At 45.8% G+C, this 20480-nt stretch carries 13 protein-coding genes (1 of these 13 only partly in view); all 13 read left to right on the top strand.

Translation table 11 applies throughout. The features are described from left to right. Positions 1–22: 22 nt before the first annotated feature. The gene (locus T3H97_RS11970; RefSeq protein WP_328802648.1) at positions 23–9385 is read left to right on the top strand and encodes a non-ribosomal peptide synthetase; all 9363 of its coding nucleotides are present in this window, start codon (positions 23–25) and stop codon (positions 9383–9385) included. Positions 9386–9397: 12 nt separating this feature from the next. After that, positions 9398–10651, top strand: a complete 1254-nt coding sequence (locus tag T3H97_RS11975; RefSeq protein WP_328802649.1) for an MFS transporter — start codon at positions 9398–9400, stop codon at positions 10649–10651. A gap of 171 nt (positions 10652–10822) precedes the next feature. Further along, positions 10823–11926, top strand: coding sequence for a DNA alkylation repair protein (locus tag T3H97_RS11980; protein WP_328802650.1), 1104 nt, complete (start codon positions 10823–10825; stop codon positions 11924–11926). 178 nt (positions 11927–12104) lie between these two features. Further along, positions 12105–13694, top strand: a complete 1590-nt coding sequence (locus T3H97_RS11985; RefSeq protein ID WP_328802651.1) for an acetate--CoA ligase — start codon at positions 12105–12107, stop codon at positions 13692–13694. A 47-nt stretch (positions 13695–13741) separates the two neighbouring features. Continuing rightward, the gene (locus tag T3H97_RS11990) at positions 13742–14974 is read left to right on the top strand and encodes an aminopeptidase (protein ID WP_328802652.1); all 1233 of its coding nucleotides are present in this window, start codon (positions 13742–13744) and stop codon (positions 14972–14974) included. A gap of 230 nt (positions 14975–15204) precedes the next feature. After that, on the top strand, positions 15205–15795 hold the full coding sequence (locus T3H97_RS11995; protein WP_328802653.1) for a TetR/AcrR family transcriptional regulator: 591 nt from the start codon (positions 15205–15207) through the stop codon (positions 15793–15795). Between the two features lie 18 nt (positions 15796–15813). Next, positions 15814–16440, top strand: a complete 627-nt coding sequence (locus tag T3H97_RS12000; RefSeq protein WP_103050192.1) for an HXXEE domain-containing protein — start codon at positions 15814–15816, stop codon at positions 16438–16440. Positions 16441–16559: 119 nt separating this feature from the next. Beyond that, a complete protein-coding gene (locus T3H97_RS12005; protein WP_328802654.1) occupies positions 16560–17255 on the top strand; it encodes a DUF4309 domain-containing protein in 696 nt (231 codons plus the stop codon). Positions 17256–17405: 150 nt separating this feature from the next. After that, complete coding sequence (locus T3H97_RS12010; protein ID WP_328802655.1) at positions 17406–17933, top strand: TetR/AcrR family transcriptional regulator; 528 nt, start codon at positions 17406–17408, stop codon at positions 17931–17933. A 212-nt stretch (positions 17934–18145) separates the two neighbouring features. Beyond that, positions 18146–18736 (top strand): sulfurtransferase TusA family protein, encoded by a 591-nt coding sequence (locus T3H97_RS12015; protein WP_328802656.1) that lies wholly within the window; start codon positions 18146–18148, stop codon positions 18734–18736. Continuing rightward, entirely contained in the window at positions 18733–19248 is a 516-nt protein-coding gene (locus tag T3H97_RS12020; protein WP_328802657.1) for a DsrE/DsrF/DrsH-like family protein, read from the top strand. Before T3H97_RS12015 ends, T3H97_RS12020 begins: the two co-directional genes overlap by 4 nt. A 76-nt stretch (positions 19249–19324) precedes the next feature. After that, the gene (locus tag T3H97_RS12025; protein ID WP_013310304.1) at positions 19325–19591 is read left to right on the top strand and encodes a metal-sensitive transcriptional regulator; all 267 of its coding nucleotides are present in this window, start codon (positions 19325–19327) and stop codon (positions 19589–19591) included. A gap of 235 nt (positions 19592–19826) precedes the next feature. After that, a protein-coding gene (locus T3H97_RS12030) for a DUF421 domain-containing protein (RefSeq protein WP_328802658.1) crosses the window boundary here: on the top strand, positions 19827–20480 show its 5' portion. The gene runs 60 nt beyond the window's last position; only the first 654 of its 714 coding nucleotides appear in the window; its start codon is at positions 19827–19829; the stop codon falls past the right edge of the window.

The raw sequence follows: 20480 nt of genomic DNA on the forward strand, positions 1-20480 counted from the left end.
ATTCGATTGAGGGGGAAATCCGATGAGTAAAAGGCTTGAAATCGAAAAAGTGGCCAATTTAACGCCTTTGCAGGAGGGGATGCTCTTTCATACAGTGATGGAGCCGGAATCACAGGCGTACTATGAGCAAGTACGAATGACCATCCGGGGTGAACTGAACCTGGAGGCTCTGCAAAAGAGCTTCGAGACTCTGGTGCAGCGTCACGAAACGCTTCGTTCGAATATTTATCATAAAAGTGCTTCCCGTTCGCGGCTCATCGTGTTTAAGGAGCGAAATCCAACGCTTCGTTACGAGAATCTGACGAATATTCCCGAGGCAGAGCAAGCAAAGGCCATTCGCAGCTACGCAGACGCAGACCGAAACCATCGTTACGATCTGAGCAAGGATTTGCTCATTCGTCTGGCTGTGCTTCAAACCCAAACGAACGCATATACGCTGCTTTTAAGCTTTCATCATATTATTATGGACGGCTGGTGCCTCGGCATCGTTATGGACGAGCTGTTCGCGGCTTATGAAGCACTGAAAGCGGGGAAGCCCGTACAACTGCCAACACCGCAGCCCTACACTGGCTATGCCCGCTGGCTGGATAAGCAGGATAATGAGGCGGCGAAGGAATACTGGCGGTCCATCCTGAACGACTATGATCAGCCAGCTGTGCTGCCAACCCTGCCAATAGCCCATCCGCTCCAGCCAGATACCGGGTACTTGCTGCATGAGCATAAAATAACACTCACGGATGAAACAACCCGTCAATTGCGGACGGTGGCTGAACGCAACGGAACAACCCTTAGCAGTCTGTTTCTGGCTGCATGGGGAGTGGTGCTTGGAGGATACAACCAAAGTGAAGACGTCGTCTTTGGCACCGTTGTTTCCGGCCGACCGCCGGAACTTGAAGGTGTTGAACAGATGTTGGGACTTTTCATTAACACAATACCGGTACGAGTCAAATTGGATGCAGATCTGCCATTCTCAGGTCTGCTTCGTGAAGTGCAGCGCAGCGTGGTTCAATCACGGGCATATGACTATTTTTCACTCGCTGAAATACAGTCCCAGTCAGCGCTCAAGCAGCAACTCATGGATCATTTTGTTGTATTTGAAAACTACCCGCTGGAGGATATGGTTGGCCGGCCTGATCTGAAGGAACGGCTTGGATTCGTCATGGAGGACGCCCAGCTGTCCGAAGAAACACCTTATCACTTCAACATCGAAGTGGAGGACGGAAAAGCGCTGAGCTTTATGCTGTCCTACAACAACCATGTCTACAGCGATGAAGGGATGACACGGTTAGCCGGGCATTTGGAGCATGTACTCGTCCAGATTGCACGTACACCAGAACTCCTGCTGCGGAACATTCGTCTGCTGACCGCTACAGAAGAGGCGGAACTCACCAATGTATGGAGCGGACCGATTGCCGACTATCCTACCGGAACATTTCATGGAATATTTGAGGCACAGGCAGAACGTATCCCGGAACAGACCGCTGTCATCTACGAAGATACTGCACTGACCTATCATGAGCTGAATGAGCAGGCCAATCTGCTTGCTCAAGTATTACAAAACCGCGGGGTCCAACGCGAACATCTCGTCGCCGTGATGCTTGAGCGTTCAGCAGACATGATTATCGCTGTGTTAGGGATTATGAAGGCGGGAGCTGCCTACGTACCTGTCGATCCGACCTACCCGAAAGAAAGAATTGCTTACATGCTTCAGGACAGCGGAGCTACGATTATGCTCACGCAGTCTTCCTTGACTGAACTATTGGCCGATGTGGATTTTGCGAGTGAAGTGCTGGACTTGCCAGCCTTACTTCAACAAGCTTCACAAACGGAGCAGGCCTACCAACAGGGGCCCATTTACACACCTATCCATGATCCTGAGGCTTTGGCTTACGTCATTTACACGTCAGGAACGACGGGCAACGCCAAAGGCGTGATGATCGAGCATCGCCATTACGTAAATACGGCATGGGGCTATAGAGAAGCTCACCAGTTAAAAGAGTTTCCAGTCAAGCTCCTTCAGATTGCCAGTATGTCGTTCGATGTCTTTGCAGGTGATCTGGCCAAGACATTTGTGAATGGGGGCACCATGGTCATCTGCCCGCAGGATGTGCGCAACGATCCTCCAGCTTTGGCCCAGGTTCTCGAGCAGCATGAAATTACGACGTTTGAAGTTCCGCCAGCCTTGTTGACGCTGCTTATGGCCTACGTATATGAACACGGTACAGATATCAGTGCCATGAAGCTGCTTACTACAGGCGCGGACAGCTTTGGCGTTGAAAACTACCGGACGCTTTTGAATCACTTCGGCGATACAATGCGCATCATGAATACCTACGGTGTAACCGAAGCGGCTATTGATTCCAGTTTTTATGAAGAAACAGCTGAACGTCTGCCTCCGTCAGGTATCGTCCCCATTGGAAAGGCACTGCCGAATCATAAAGTATATATCGTGGATGAGGCTTTGCGTCCGCTCCCTGTCGGCGTAGCCGGGGAGTTGTGCTTGGGCGGCGCTTCTGTGGCCCGCGGTTATTTGAACCGTCCTGACCTGACGGCGGAGAAATTTGTACAGAATCCTTTTGTAAAGGGAGAGCGTCTGTACCGCACCGGAGATCTGGCACGCTGGCTGCCGGATGGCAACATTGATTTCATCGGTCGGATTGACTTTCAGGTGAAAATTCGTGGCTACCGGATCGAACCTAGTGAAATTGAGTCGGCCTTACTCCAATTGGATGAGGTACGCCAAGCGGTGGTCACGGATAGAACGGATAAAACCGGACAAAAGTATTTGTGCGCCTACGTAGCAGGTACAACCGACAAATCCTTCTTGCGGACAGAGCTTGCCAAGCAGTTGCCAAGCTATATGGTGCCCGCACATATTATCGTGCTGGATCAATTGCCTTTGACCCATAACGGTAAAATTGATCGACGTGCGCTTCCAGAACCCGAAGATTTTGTGTTGACCGACGTCGAGTATGAAGCGCCGCAGAGCGAACTGGAGCAAACACTCGCTTCCATCTGGGAGGAAGTCATTGGTGTTAAGCCGATTGGTCTGCGCAACAACTTTTTCGAGCTTGGTGGCGATTCGATCAAAGCGTTGCAAATCGCAGCCCGATTAAACGCGAAGGGCCTCAAAATGGACATGAAGGATTTGTTCCGCCATCCGCAGATTGATTTGATTGCTCCTTATATAAAAAAAGTAATTCGGGCCATCCCGCAGGGGGCGGTACAAGGTACAGTGGAGTTGACACCGATCCAATGGGAATTTTTTGAGCATCATCGAACAGAACGTCATCATTACAGTCAGGCTGTCATGCTCCAGAACCCCGAAAGATGGAACGAAACCTGGCTGCGAAGCGCCGTGGACAAGCTGACCACGCACCATGATGCCTTGCGCATGACCTTTGATGAACGTGAAAAAAAACCTGTCGCCTATAACAGAGGCACAGCCGAAGGTGAACACTTTACATTGGAAAGCTACGATTTTTCACATGCTGACCAGCCTGAGGAAGAAATCGCGCAGCTCACTGACGCGTTACAAAGCCGTTTTGATTTGCGTAACGGCCCGCTTGTGCGTTTGGCTTTAATCCGGCTACAGGAAGCCGATCATTTGTTAATCGTCATTCATCATCTTGTCGTAGACAGTGTGTCGTGGAGAATCCTGCTGGAAGACTTGGAAACAACCTACCAACAGTTAGCTAACGGTGAAAAGCTACAGTTACCCGCCAAGACCGATTCCTACAAAGAATGGGCAGCACGTCTGTCCAAGTATGCACAAAGCGAACTGGCGCGTCAGGAAATCAGCTATTGGAATACGGTAGAAGCTCGTGAAATACTTTCGCTGCCAAAAGATCATGAGGTTCCAGATAGCCTGATCCGTGACGGGCGCAGATCCGCAGTGACACTCAGCCGGGAAGAAACCGAAAACCTGCTGAAACACGCGCACCATGCTTACAATACAGAAACAAATGATATTTTACTGACGGCGCTAGGACTGGCTTACCGGGAATGGAGCGGACATGCTGAAATTGCAGTTCAGGTGGAAAGTCATAGCAGGATGGAATTGATTAAAGACATTGACGTATCCCGTACAGTTGGCAGGTTTACGTCCGTGTATCCGTTTGTGGTAAATGTGAGCAAGCCCGAAGATTTGGCCCATCAAATCAAGCTGGTTAAGGACAATTTGCGACGTGTACCCAACAAGGGTGTCGGCTATGGCATTTTACGCTACTTGACCGACAGGGAGCAGCAGGATAGGGCAGCTCTTTTTTCTGCCAAGCCACCTGAGATCAGCTTTAGCTTTGACGGAGAAGCCAGAGAAGGTACGACATGGCGTACCTCGCCACTATCCACGTTTGCTGGTACTAAAATCAATCCTCTGACTGAAAAAGCGTCCAGCTTTGATATTCATGGTGCGGTGACTGACGAAAGACTCCGCATTGTATTCGAATACAACGGACGTGAATATGAAGCATCGACGGTGGAGCGACTTACAGCCAGCTTTAAGACTCATCTGATCGAACTTATTCGCCATTGCTGTGCCAAGGATACAGCAGAACAAAGCCCGACGGATTTTACATATGGGCAATTGTCTCTGGACCAGTTTGAAAATATTGCAAATCGCTTATCAAATAAGGTGTTAAACCACCAAGTGAAAATTAAAGACCTCTATCCGCTATCCCCGATGCAGGAGGGAATGCTATTTCATTCCATACTTGATGAAAAGTCAGAGGCTTATTTCGAACAAACGATTATTACCATTCATGAAGCTATGGATACCAACCTAATCAGCCGAAGCTTACAAAAGCTGATTGACCGATATGATATTTTCCGTACGGTATTCATGTATAAGGAGACGGATCGTCCGCTTCAGGTTGTACTGGAGGAACGATTAGCTGCTCCTGTCCATACCGAAGATGTGCGTAGTTTACCGGATGCGGAAAAGCACAGACGACTTCAAGCCATTTTACAGGAAGAGCGGCAGAGAGGTTTTGATCTGGAAAAGGGGGTTCTCATCCGGTTAGCGCTTGTACAGTGGGATGAGGACATCTCAAAGCTCATCTGGATCTCTCATCATATTATTATGGACGGCTGGTGCCTGCGGACGGTAGCCAAAGATTTTTTTGATATTTACACATCACTTCGGGACGATACTCCTTTAAAATTAGAGCCTGTCCATCCATTTAGCAGCTTTATTCAGTGGTTGGAAAGACAAAATAAAGAGGAAGCAGCAGCATACTGGAAACAATATGTGACTGATTTTGAAAATGAAACCGTCGTGCCCGGCTATACTCGATCCGTCGATCCTTCGCTTCAGGCAGAGCAACTCATATGCACATGGGGAGAGCAGCTGACCCAAGGCATGGAACAAATCGCCAAGCAAAACCGTGTCACTGTCAGCACCTTATTTCAAACCGTTTGGGGCTTATTACTACAAACGTATAACAACAGTAAGGACGTCATTTTCGGGTCTGTCGTATCGGGCAGACCTGATGAAATCCCCGGTATTGAAAATATGGTCGGATTATTCATTAATACCATACCTGTACGTGTTAAAAGCTCCGCTGACCTGCGGTTTTCCGACTTGCTTACGTCTATACAGGATTCCTTGATGGAGTCCAATCGGTATTCCTATTTTTCCTTGGCTGATATTCAAGCTTATAGTGTACTAAAACAAAACCTGATCCAGCATATTGTCGCCTTTGAAAACTTTCCCGTTTCGGAAGAACTTACGGGCCTGGAAAAAAATCCTAAAGCCCTCCGTGTTGGTGAAATAGAGGATATTGAACAGACCAATTATGATTTGAATGTAATCGTCATGCCTGGCCGAGAGCTGGAAATCAAATTTAGCTATAACGCGTTGACGTATAACAAAAATGCGATCAAACAATTGGCTGCTCACCTCATCCAAATGATGGAGCAAGTTATTCAAAACCCAAATATCCGGGTTTCGGAGATTGATCTTTTGACAGCGGAGGAAAAACAACAGCTCTTGTTTGATTTTAATGATACACGGAGACCGTATCCATCGGACCACACCATACATCACGGCTTTGAAGAACAGGCAGAGAAAACACCGGATGCAGTAGCTATTGTATTCGAAAATCGTGAGCTAACCTACCGCGAATTAAATATAAAAGCTAATCAACTGGCCTCGAAGCTGCGGAAACTGGGTGTTACGCCGGATACCATCGTAGGCATTTTGACTGAACGTTCACCAGAAATGATTATCGGTATTCTTGGTATTTTGAAGGCGGGTGGAGCCTACTTGCCACTGGAGCCTTCTTATCCACAGGAACGGATTATGTTTATGCTTCAGGATAGCGGTAGCGAAATTCTGCTAACCCTATCCGACAAGGGAAAACAGATAAACACTTTCGATTTTTCCGGTACTGTTCTGGATCTGGCCGACATCAGCTCCTACAATTCCGACGACTTCATTTTTTTCGAATCGACAACGGCAGACGATCTGGCCTATGTCATGTATACATCCGGCTCGACCGGGCGTCCCAAGGGTGTCATGATTGAACACCGGAATGTCATACGGCTGGTGAAGAACACCAATTACATGCCATTTGCCGAGAACGAACGCATTTTGCTGACCGGGGCGCTCGTGTTCGATGCCTGTACCTTTGAAATTTGGGGAGCTTTGCTGAACGGATTGCGCTTGTACATTGTACCGGAATCCGTAATCTTGGATGCCGTTCAGCTTGGTGAAGCGCTGAATCGATATCATATTACAACGATGTGGCTGACATCGCCCTTGTTTAACCAACTCACTCAGCATAAACCAGATCTCTTTGCTTCGCTAGAGCACCTGCTGGTGGGCGGGGATGTGCTTTTACCTGGGATCATTAATACAGTGAGAGCACATTCTCCGGGGCTGAACATTATCAACGTCTATGGCCCGACGGAAAACACAACATTTTCTACTTATTTCCCGATTGATAAGGAATATAATCGCATTCCTATTGGTCGTCCAATTGGCAATTCAACTGTTTATATTTTGGACTCTTCAAGCAGGCTGCTGCCTATTGGTGCTCAAGGAGAAATATGTGTTGGCGGGGATGGTCTGGCACGTGGCTATCTGAACAGGGATGATCTGACCCAGCTAAATTTTGTCCCTAATCCATTCATTCCGGGCGAAAAAATGTATCGGACAGGTGATTTGGGCAGATGGCTACCGGATGGCAATCTGGAGTATCTCGGACGGATTGACCAGCAGGTTAAAATCCGCGGATATCGTATTGAACCTGGGGAAGTTGAAACCCAGCTCATGAGGCATGATGCAGTTCAGGAGGCGCACGTAGCGGTAAAAAAAACAAACGATGGTCAAAAAACGCTCTGTGCTTATATCTCAACCGACGTACTGCTATCTAAGAATGATATGAAGACCCATCTGACTGGCCAGTTGCCGGATTATATGATTCCTGCCCAGTATGTGTTCCTGCCAGCGTTTCCTCTGACAACGAACGGTAAAATCGACCGCCAAGCTTTGCCTGAGCCAGAAATGACCAGCGGTTCCGATATGGAATACGTTGCTCCAAGAAATGAAGTGGAACAACAGTTGGCGGACCTGTGGCAAGCAGTGCTTGGCGTTGAAAAGGTCGGCATTGACGACGGCTTTTTCGAGCTTGGAGGTCATTCATTGAAGGCCATTCAACTGGTATCCAAAGTACAGGAATCGAACATTCCGCTGGATATACATCAATTGCTTCAATATCAGACGATAAGAAGGTTGTCTGATCTTTTACAACGTGGTGAAGAGGGCGGAGTGAACGCGGATACGCTCATTGCGAAAGCTCAGGAGGTTGAGCGGGCTATTACAGAAGCGTTTGGTGTACAGGTCTTACTTCAGTTCGTATCCACCGATAAGCAAAACTATTTGTTCCTGCAAGTGGAGCCTTTTCACGCAGAACAAGTTCAGGCAATCTCAGAATTTATCCAATCTCGTATCCATCCAGACCTGTACCCGCATTATATCGTCCGCTGGGGAACCGACGAACCAGATAGAATTCTCGGAGCTATACCGATAAACGAAGAACAAGAAACCTTGCTTAAACAACAGGCCGATGTATGGCTTGCCAGCATTGCTAAGTTAAATACAGACTGGAATACCAATATACTAAGTCTGAATGCTATTGGACGCTATCCGCTTGCACCAGCTCAGCATTACCATTTGCAACATTTTACAGGCTCGGGTATGGCTGTGCAGTTAGATAGCTACTTGAACACCGAGCGTTTGACTGTAACGATTCAGCGGCTTCTTCAACGCCATGAATTGCTAAGAAGCGTACTTGTTCAATCGTCCGGAGCATGGGAATGGGAGTTGCGTCCAGCTCCAGAGCATCTTTTTTTACCGACTGTTGATCTCTCCGGTCAGCCGGTACAAGCACAACGCAGGCTTCTTTCTTCCATTGCCTCTAAGCTATTTTTAGAACCTTATGAACTTACACAGTCGCTGCAGTACCGGATCGTCCTGATTCGCTTAAATTTGCGGGAACATCTGCTATTGCTCCCTTGCTCGCACATCATTTTTGATGCTACGAGCAGTGACATCCTGCGCAGACAACTCCTTGATGAATATCATCGTCCGCAGAAGACGGCACATGCGACAGAAGAGGTGCAATACCGGGAATATGTAAACCATATCCGCCAAGGCCCTCAAGGAATCGGGGATCAGGAAATCAGCGAGCAATTCAAACTCCAGACGTTTGGTGAGAATAATGATCGTATCCATGTGCTGACCGAAGAACGCAACTATGCGGACACTACCAGATATCGTTGGGAGCTGAATTTAAGCGACATTTCAGAGCAGCACGGCGCTGCGAATATGTGGGATATTTCGCTTCAAATGGCTGTACGTTTTTTCAGCAGCTATTTCCAACTCTCTGATGTCCCGCTTTGGCTTACTAATTATGGAAGACAATATGGCGACCGAAACTATTTTGGAACCGTAGGCGAGTGTATTGATCATATACCCGTTGTACTGCAGGAAGATGATACTGAATCCTATGAAAAGAGTATCCATACCCACCTGGGCTTTGCTTCACGCTATCATTTGAACTTTTTCAATCTGATCTTCAATGCTGAAATGGAGAAAGCTTACCCGATATCCAGCAGCATTTTGAAAAAAGGACTTGAACAGCTGCCTATCGTATTCAACTATTTGGGTGAGGGACGAGAGGATGCAGAATTGCTCGACAATCTGCATACCGAAGGCACACAGGCCAATGTCAACAAGGTTATTTTCTTTGAGTCAGAGCATGTAGGGGATATTCTGAAAATCTCACTTACCATTCCATATCATGAGAACGACCAGTATATCCATCAAATCTTCCAGGCTGCTAGTGACAGGCTTTTAAACGCTTTGACCATTTCGCAGTAAGGAGATGAAGATGTGAATCAATTGTTTAAGGATAGTCATTTTATCCGTTTTTTTGCATCTCGTACTTCTGCCAATATCGCAGACAGCATTTATTCTATCGTCCTGCTGTATTTTGTTCAGCAATCGACACAGTCGGTGGCGATGACCAGCTTCACGTATACGGCCGTATCTGCGGCGTCGATTTTCAGCTTTCTCGTGGGTCCTTTGGTGGACCGTTATTCACCGCCTTTGTTGGCCAGCATCGCCTTGTTTACGCAGGCTGTGCTCATTTTGGCCGTCCCGTTTCTCATTCAGGACGGGATGGTCAATCTGGTCGCTATCCTTGTTATTGTATTCATTGCATCCTGCTTCTCCACACTCTTTTATCCGGCCAACAGTAAAATGCTGCCGCAATTGGTAGGCTCGCCGGATTTGATTGTCCGGGCGAATTCCATGATTTCGTCGACGGATCAGGTTATTAATATTGCCGGATATCTGGCTGGAGCTTCGCTCATCATCGCAATGGGGATGAAAAACACGTTTTTTCTAGCCAGCGCGATGCTGTTTCTGGCAGGCTTGGTGTATGTCAGGCTCAACAAGCAAATCGATGCTCCTGCGGTGGAAGACACTAACGGTAGGGGTTCACTGAAGCTCGGGTACTATCTGAAGGAGTTGAAAGAAGGATATCTTTTTGTAAAACGGCACACCTTCCTGAGAATTATGCTTCCGTTCTTTGCTCTGACGAACTTTTCGATGGCGATCTTGGTGATTGCCATGCCTTCCATCGCTGTATCCTATGGCTCACCGATCTATTATAGCTTTTTGTATGTAGCCTATTTTATCGGTATTTTTATCGGTTCCTTTCTGGTCAGCGTATTAAAAAAGAACGGCATTACCATCGCGGTTTCCTGGGTAGCCATGGGGCTGGCAATCTATGTGTTTTCCATTGTGCCAGAGATGTGGATGAAGCTGCTGGCAGCTCTGTTATTAGGCATTTTTACAGGCATCATCAATGTACTGCAAACGTCTTTGATTCAAATTATTACACCGCTGCCGTTACTGGGACGTGTTACAGCCTTTCTAAACACCTTGTCGAGCGCGGCTCTGCCATTAGGGGCCTTGATTGGTGGCGCGTTAGCTTTACGTTTTGCTCTGGGTGAGGTCCTTTTTTTCAGCGGACTGATTACTGTATTGTGCGGATTGATTATGTTTCTGGTTAAGGATATCCGCCAGTATCAGATTCCTTCTGGGGAGATTGGAAGAGTTGCCCCTTCCCACAATTCATAAGCCACGCATGCCAATGCCAGGTTCTCATCATAGAACCTGGCATTTTTAGTATGTCTGGCCTCGCCATGATAAGGCTGACCATTTTTGTGCTGGTGTTGGGGCGCCGTTTGTGGTTATCATAGACGAAGATATCATTCGTAGTTTACATTCACATATTAAAGGAGATATATAATGGCCGAGCCCCTAAAAAATATGTACACGGAGAATTTTCTTCAACTATTCGGTGAAAAAGTACAGTCTGCGTACATGCCGTTCGATACCAACGGATTCATCCATCAAGTGATGGATGAAAAATGGGATGAACTGGAGCTAAAAGAACGAATACGGCGTATTTCGTTTACATTAGGGGCATTTTTGCCCAGCAATTATGAAGAAGCTCTGGATATTCTTTTTGCTATAGACGAGCAGTGCAGTGGTTTTCCGTACTTGTTTTTCCCCGATTTTGTGGAGGTGTATGGGCAGGGAGAAGGGCATTGGGACCTGTCCATGAAGGCGCTGGAGCGATTCACATCTAGATCATCTGCGGAGTTCGCCGTAAGACCTTTCCTCCTGCGTGAACCGGAACGGATGATGCAGCAGATGACGGCCTGGGCGGGACATCAAAGTGAACACGTTCGCCGTCTTGCCAGCGAAGGCTGCCGTCCACGGCTGCCGTGGGGGCAGGCGTTGCCCATATTCAAGCGCGATCCCGCTCCGGTATTGGCCGTGCTGGAACTGTTGAAAGCAGATCCGTCACTATATGTACGTAAAAGTGTAGCCAATAATCTGAACGACATCGCCAAGGATCACCCCGATACGGTTATCGCGACGGCTAGGCGGTGGAAAGGCACACACCCTGATACGGAATGGATTGTACGTCACGGCTGCCGGACTTTGATTCGCAAATCCATTCCCGAGGTGATGGCGCTGTTCGGTTATGCCGAAGAAACGAACGGATCACCGTTAGTCACCGAAGCGTCTTTTACCGCCGATCCGGCTGTGTTAAAGCTCGGTGATAGCTGTGAGTTGAGCTACGCGCTTCAGCTTCGAGAGGGTGACCCAGTACGAGTCCGTATCGAGTACGGCATCGATTTTGTGAAGGCGAGAGGACAAGTCTCACGTAAACTGTTTTTGCTATCTGACAAAACGGTCCCCGGAGGAACCCGTCTTACAGGTACACGGACACACCGTTTCGCAGACCTGACAACTCGTCGCCATTATGCGGGAGAACACCGGATTGCGCTGCTCGTAAACGGACAGGAAGCAGCTTTTACAATGGTAGAACTCCAGTTGTAGAATCACGATAGCGGTAAAGAAAAAGAGCCTGATTTCAGGCTCTTTTTCTTTACCGTTCGCTTTATCAAATTTATTTTTTTCCAAAAAAATGATTCTGGTATTAGAACCTGGTACTAAGACGTGCTATACTACAGTAAGAAAGTGGATCTCATCTTATGTATAAAGGGGAAGGTATAATTTGACAGATCAACAACAATGGCTTGCGCCTGAATATTACAATATGACTTCGGAAATGGAACACCATGATGCTGGTAAAACTGCACTCAAGTGGCTGAGTGAGACAGGAGAATACGAAGAAATCACCTACGGAGAGCTGTTGAAAAAGGCTAACCGGTTGGCTGGAGGACTCGCAAATCTGGGATTTAACAAAGGTGATAGGGTTCTGGTCGTAGTACCACGGCGTATTATTGCGTATGTAATTTATCTGGCTTGCTTGAAGTTGGGGCTTGCTGTCATTCCATCTTCAGAAATGCTACGTGCCAAGGATATTGCATATCGTCTTCGCCATTCGGAAGCGCGCGCAGTCATTGCCTGGACGGGAGTAACAAGTGAAGTGGACAAAATAAATGATGATTTGCCTGCTCTGGATTATCGTATCGTGGTCTCTGGGGACGACACGGCAGATGTATCTGGCTGGCTCGTGCTGAATGAACTGATGGATGGACAGGAAGATACTTTTGAAGCTGTAAAGACACACCGTGACGACATGGCCATTCTGGCCTATACTTCGGGCACTACGGGAAATCCTAAAGGTGTTGTACATAGCCATGGCTGGGGATATGCCCATCTGCGGATAACATCACCATGGTTGGATATTAGAGCTTCAGACGTAGTATGGGCTACAGCTGCACCAGGGTGGCAAAAGTGGATTTGGAGTCCGTTTTTATCTGTACTGGGGAATGGAGCGACCGGATTCGTATATAATGGTGCGTTTCGTCCGGGTCGCTATTTGCGTTTCATGCAGCAGTACGGAATCCAAGTGTTGTGCTGTACGCCGACAGAATATCGGATTATGGCGAAAACGGATGGTTTGGATCAATATGATCTATCCCAATTGCGCAGCGCAGTTTCAGCGGGAGAGCCTCTCAATCAGGAGGTCATTAATAAGTTTCAGGAGCAGTTCAACATTACGATTCGTGACGGCTACGGTCAAACGGAGAGCACATTAATTATTGGTAATTTAAAGGATGCACCTCTGCGTACAGGCTCGATGGGCAAATCTATTGCACCGGGACTCGTTGAGGTCGTAGACGAGGATGGCATTCCGCTGGCTCCGGGGCAAGTGGGCGATATTGCGGTACGCGCTGATCTGCCGGCATTATTCCATACGTATTACCATGATCCAGAACGAAAATTAGCTAGTGTCCACGGAGATTATTTTGTTACGGGAGACCGGGCTCGCAAAGATGAGGATGGATATTTCTGGTTCGAAGGACGTGGTGATGATATCATTATCAGTTCTGGCTATACTATTGGTCCTTTTGAAGTAGAGGAAGCGCTTATGAAGCATGACTCCGTGCAGGAATGTGCTGCCGTAGCCAGCCCTGACGAAATCCGTGGACATGTTGTAAAAGCTTTTGTCGTACTCAAAGCTGGGGTAGAAGGATCACCGGCGTTAGTGAAGGAACTGCAACATCATGTGAAAACATGGACGGCGCCTTATAAATATCCACGAAAAATAGAGTTTATTCAAGAGCTTCCTAAAACTAGCTCGGGCAAAATACGAAGAGTGGAGCTACGTGAAATGGAGAAGCAATCCGTACTGTAGTGATGAAATCATTCAATATAATCAAAACGGAACAGGAGCGTGGAAAAATGAGTACATTTGAATCATTGTTGGAGCAATACGCAGAACTGGTCGTAAGAGTAGGGGTTAATATTCAGCCCGGACAGGCGTTTTTGGTAACTGCACCACTGGAAACTGTTGAGTTTACACGCCTGATTGTCAGCAAAGCCTATGAAGCAGGCGCTAAATATGTACAGGTAGAGTTCGAGGATGATTCCATTACACGTAGTCGTTTTGAACATGGTGACGAAGCCAGCTTTGATTACTACCCTGCTTGGAAGGCAGAAATGATGGAGAGATTTGCCGAAGAGGGTGGAGCTACACTAACGATTAAAGTGCCGAACCCGGATTTATATCAAGGCATTGATCCACAAAAGGTTTCTCGTGCGACTAAGGCGGCGGCTACGGCGAGAGAAGGTTTTTCCAAATATACCCGAAATCATAAAATTAGCTGGTGTTTGATTAAAGCGCCGACGAAGGCTTGGGCCGATAAAGTATTTGCAGATGTAGCAGAAGAGGATCGTATACGTGTCATGTGGGATACAATTTTCCAAATGAATCGTGTAGATGGCTCTGATCCTATTCAGAATTGGCAGAAACATTTGAAAAACCTTGAACAGGTACAAGACAAGCTGAATCATAAAAAGTATAAAAGCCTCCATTATCGTGCACCAGGAACAGATTTGAGGATTGAACTGGCTGACGGGCATATTTGGTGCAGCGGTGGTGGTGAGAACGAGCGCGGAGATTACTTTGTCGCGAATATGCCGACAGAAGAAGTGTTCACGATGCCTAAGCGTACAGGTGTCAATGGTCATGTCACAAGTACCATGCCACTCAATTTAAATGGACAACTGGTAGATCGCATAACGTTTACCTTTAAGGACGGTAAAGTCACTGAATATACAGCAGAATCCGGCGAGCAACATCTGACTCATTTGCTCGCTACGGATGAAGGGGCCAGCTATTTGGGAGAAGTTGCACTGGTACCGCACGATTCACCGATTTCCAATCTCAATCGCATTTTTTATAATACAGGTATCGACGAAAATGCCTCCTGCCACTTGGCTCTAGGCAGTGCGTATCCATTTAATATGGAAAATGGGACACAAATGAACCGGGAGGAGCTGCTCCAGAACGGTGCCAATGTCAGCCTGACTCATGTGGACTTCATGATCGGCTCAGCTGAGCTGGATATTGACGGCGAACTGCAAGACGGAAGCAAAGAAGCCGTGTTCCGCAAAGGAAATTGGGCTATTTAGGCCTTTTTTCAATCTCCATTCAATCGACCCGCAAACGATCTGATTCGTTATGCGGGTTTTTTTATTCCCTAAATCTCAAATTGCTGCTTGTTTTGTGAAATATAAAGTGCTAAACTGAGTTCAAACAGTAATTTAAACAATGTTTTAATTACTGTTTGAAAAGTCATTTACATAAAATCGTCCCATTTCATTCATCCGTTATGATTGGACGAAACAGGAGGAGGAAAAACATGAATCACCCAGACAAAAAACAACAAACCAAAGAAAAAATCTTAGACGCTGCGCTGGAATTTATTCAAAAGGAAGGTTTTGAGGCGGTTACAATCAGAAAAATTGCCGACCTGTCTGCTACTAATATTTCTTTAGTTAATTATTATTTTGGCTCTAAGGAAAATCTGCTTAGTGAAGCTATTGAAGTGATATTAAATGGCTTTCAGCACACCTTTTCTATTTTGGACAATACAGCGATGCCCCCTCAAGACAGACTGAAACAATTTTTACTTAACTATCTGCAGGTCATTCGTCAATATCCAGAGCTTCTTTCGCGAATTATTGCCATGGGCAGCACGCCCTTTACATCTCAACAGGAATACGGAAGGTTTTTAAACATCATGGGATTTCCAAAGGTTCAGAACACGATCAAGGAGCTGACAGGCGAGCAACAGCCGGAGCGCTTGTTAGCGATGATGCTGCAAATATTCGGAGCTATTTTTCTGCCCGCACTGATGAGTCCGATTCTTGAATCAGGGGCAGTTGTGGAAATACCTTCAATAGAGGAACAATTAAATCTGCTGTTCGAAAGATATTTTGATCAAAAATAAATCATAGGGGTGACTAATATGAATTTTTTAAGAAAATATTGGCAAGATGCAGGGGCTATAATCGGTGTGGTTGTATGTATTGTTTTACTTATGAATCCAGCTATCCTTTCGGATATAACAGGCATGTTATGGTTGAGTTTTGTAGCTATATTATTTCATCAATTTGAGGAGTACCGCTGGCCTGGATATTTTGCTGGTTTATTTAACAATGTTATGTTTAAAAGTGATACACCGGATCATTACCCCTTAAACACTCAATCAGCGATGATTATCAATGTGGCAATTGCCTATGTGTTTTATCTGCTCCCCGTATGGTTCCCGCAAGTAGTCTGGCTTGGACTCGCACCAGTTTTTATGGGATTCTTTCAGGTCGTCTGGCACGGCATCGTTGTCAATATTAAAGCAAAAACCCTATATAACCCTGGCTTGTTTACGGCACTTCTCCTGCATGTTCCAGTCGGAATCTGGTATATTCATGAAATAGTACAGCGAGACCTCCCAACGGCAATAGACTGGATTGCGGGTACGATCTACTTTGTTTTTGCGGTATACATCTTTATCATTAAAGGGAATATATGGTTGAAGAAGAGTGACTCTCCTTACTCCTTTTCTAAACAACAGCTGGGAGCTTATGGTCGTAAATAGGTATGTTAGAAAATCACCAATGTCCTTGTTTACAAGTTGGAAACAAGTAGAGGTATTCCGGAAACGAGGTTCGGTTACACTTGGTTTGTACCCAAGAACAAGGAAAGAGTGATCTTATAATGAAGGATACACATCAATCTCATGATCGTAAAAAGTTGGCTTACAAGCTAATCACCACTAGTGCTTTATTGGCTATAGGTTTTGCTGTAATGACAGGATGCAGCAATAGCGGGGAGGAAAAATCAACTGCTCCTACTAAAGCAGAAACAGTCACACCACCTGCTAGTTCTACAGATCAAAACACGGATCTCAATACTAATGGGCAAGGCTCAACCTTTACCCATCAAGAACCTGCCAGTAGTACAGCTTCATCTCACGGTAAACACAGCTCCGCAGCCGCTATATTCAGCGCAGCCAAGCAGGGGACCTTACCGAATTTGCCTAAAGGTCTTGGCTTGGGAACTAGTAGCGATTTGTTATTTGAGCTGTGGGGGAAATCCGAGTCAGGTTCTACAGGTCCTATGAGAAGCTATGCTAAGTATCATACAGACATCGTGCTGGATGGAAGCGATAAAGTTACAGAAATTACATCTTCCGATCCAGACTATAAGAAGTTGCTTATCAAACAAGTTGTTGACGAATTGGGCCAACCTACGGAAACCGTTGACACCTCTAGAGACATACCTGACACAGCAGAAGCTAATTATACGATCAACAACACATCAGGACTTAGTTATTATTTAGTATTTTCCTATCAAACCAAAACGCAAAAGATCAATTATATCCGATTATATTTTAACTCTAAAACACCATAATTGGATGTATATAACAGAGTCGTTTCCGTCAGAATTGCGGAGGCGACTTTGTTTAAACTCATTGCATTTTTAGGTTATGTCGTTTATACTGACTTGTAATTGATTAATCACTAATCAGAAAACTGTGCTAAATAAAAGGATGAAAAAAACATGGCTAAAGCTACGTCAACATCTATAAATCGCCAAAAGGAAATCATATCTGCTGCTATTGAAGTGTTTGCAGAGATGGGTTACTACCGAGCTACAACAGCCAAAGTTGCGGAACGGGCCAATATTTCTCAGCCCTATGTCTTTCGTTTTTTCGCTACCAAGGAAGCGTTGCTTGTTGAAGCCCTGAAGGTTTCATTTGCACGTATCATAGACTCTTTTCACAGGGTCATTCATTCGGCCTCATCTGAACAGCTCGAGCAAGAGCTAATTGCAGCCTATTCGCAAATTATGATGGAATACCGCAATGAAACACTTTTGCAAATGCAGGCGCAGACGATCCGCGAGGATGAGGTCGTAAGCGTGATGCAGCAAGGATTCCGTGAAATTCATATGACGGTTTATGATGCTTTCCGACGGGCAGGTATTGAACAAGCAATGGAAAGAACGATGCTTTTTCTCGCCAGAGGTATGCTGTGTAATATTTCGATGTCGCTGGATCTGCCAGAACTGATGAAAAAAGACGATTAATTTTGTTATATGCATTAGAGTCGCGTTTTTGCGCGGCTTTTTTTGCTTTTAATTTTATTTTGTTCAAGACATGATTTCGTTTGCTTCTGAGAAAAACGGCCAAATAAGTTGACAAGAGAAGCGAGTCTCGTTATTCTTATACCCATAGGGGTATATGTATAAAGAAATTTAACTAAGCTAAGCCCCCTCAAAAAACAGGCGGAGGTTATACAATGTCATCAACTAACAATATCCAAGCAGATCATATTCTTGATTGCAAAGGGCTAGCTTGTCCTATGCCTATAGTAAAAACAAAAAAGGCTATGAATGAGCTCGTTCCCGGAAAGATTATGGAGGTTCAGGCGACTGACAAAGGTTCATTAGCCGATTTTCAGAGCTGGGCCAAAAACACCGGACATCAATATTTGGGCACTCTCCAAGAAGGAGATGTAATGCGACATTATTTACGCAAAGCAAATCCGGCTGAAGTGAAGAAGGAGCAAATATTTTCTTCTACGATAAGCCATGAAGAGCTACAAGCAAAATGTTCGGGAAAAGAGAACTTCATTTTGCTCGATGTTCGTGAACCCGCTGAATTTGCGCTTAAACATATCCCTGGATCTAAGCACATCCCTCTTGGCGAACTGGAGAACAGACTCTCTGAACTGAACTTGGAAGAAGAGATCGCAGTGATTTGTCAAGCTGGAGCACGCAGTGAAATGGCTTGTCAGTTATTAGTTTCCAAAGGCGCTAAAAAAGTCAAATCTGTGCTTTCAGGCATATCCGAATGGGCTGGAGAGACTAAAGGAAGCGAATCCATATGAGTACGACAGCAGGAATTTATGCAAATAATCAAGAACATGCTCAGTCCAAAACAACGATTGTATTATTCAGCGGGGAGCTGGATAAGGCGATTGCTGCATTCATTATTGCGAATGGAGCGGCAGCATATGATCATGAAGTAACTATTTTCTTTACTTTTTGGGGGCTAAACACGTTACGCAAGGATGAAATCGTGAGCACCAATAAGGGAATACTCGAAAAAGCCTTTGGCTGGATCATGCCTCGTGGACCCCAAAAGCTTGCACTATCCAAAATGAATTTTGCCGGACTTGGTCCACAGATGATCAAGCATGTCATGAAAAAGCACAAGGCGCTTTCCTTGCCGGAGCTTATAGAGTTGGCACGAGAGCAGGGGATCAAGCTCGTCGCCTGTACCATGACCATGGATTTGTTAGGGCTGCAGCAAGAAGAGCTAATCGACGGTTTGGAATATGCTGGAGTAGCCGCCTACTTGGGGGATGCTTCGCAGGGCAAGGTGAACCTATTTATTTAGGGTATCCTATTTATTTTTTTGGTTTATAATATACCTATACGTGTATATGGTAAGTCAAAAAAGGAGTGCATTACTTATGGATTACAATTACAGTGATGAACTGAAAACGCGCCTGAGGAGGATTGAGGGACAGGTGCGTGGGGTACTTCGTTTAATGGATGAAGGAAAATCGTGCAAAGACGTCGTTAGCCAGTTATCTGCCGTACGTAACGCATCAGATAAAGCGATTGCCCAAATTGTAGCAGAGAATCTGCAACGATGTATATTGGAAGAGCAAGAGGCGGGAGGAGACACGGATAAGCTGGTTAAAGAAGCGATTCAGCTTCTTGTGAAAAGTAGATAATCATGACTCCAGAGTCCAAGCTAGCGGGCAATGATGTCACTATGCACAAAATTACGGGAGCTGGCATATTGCCTTTGATTAAGATTATATACTAGCTGTAATTAAAAAGTTCGCTGCCTCTAGTTGGTAGCGGGCTTTTTTAATCGGACATTTTAGGAATACCCCTCTGTTTATGCTGAGGTAGACAGGTGTAAATAGCACATAAGGAAAACAACTTCTTTCGGGAGGCATACTTATGGAGGTATTTGTTACGATCGGTGTCAAATTGATCATCAGCTTTTTTGGCTTGTGGATCATTACTTTTATTACAGGTCGAAAAACACTCAGTCAGTTAACACCACTCGATTTCCTAACTTCATTGGTGTTAAGCGAAATTGTAGGAAATACGTTATATGACGATAAGGTGACCATTGGGCAGCTTTTGTTTGCTTTGGCACTATGGTGCGCGCTGGCCTATTTTTTTGAAAAGGCGACGACCCGTTTTGTGAGATTTGGCTATATGGCGGAAGGTCGTACAGTGCTGCTTGTGGATAAGGGACAGGTTAATCAAGAAATGCTTGAAAAATATGATATAGAATTTACCCAGCTGCTCTCCATGCTACGTCAGCAAAATATTTTTTCTCTGCGTGAGGTCTGGTACGCCACGCTAGAAACAAATGGTTCATTGTCAGTCATGCGCAAACCCGAATACGAGCCACCCGCCGCTCAGGATATGGGAATAGATGCACAGTCTGATCTTTTTTCTGTTACAGTCATTGATAAAGGAAAGCTCCTGAACGAATCTATGCGTGGGAAGTCAATCGATATTGAAGAGATTAAAGCAAAAGTGCGAAAGCAGGGATATGATAGTATCGACGAGATTGCCTATGCAGAGTTTAGCGAGGATGGA

Source organism: Paenibacillus sp. LX16 (assembly GCF_036252815.1).
GTDB classification, from domain to species: Bacteria; Bacillota; Bacilli; order Paenibacillales; family Paenibacillaceae; genus Paenibacillus; species Paenibacillus polymyxa_B.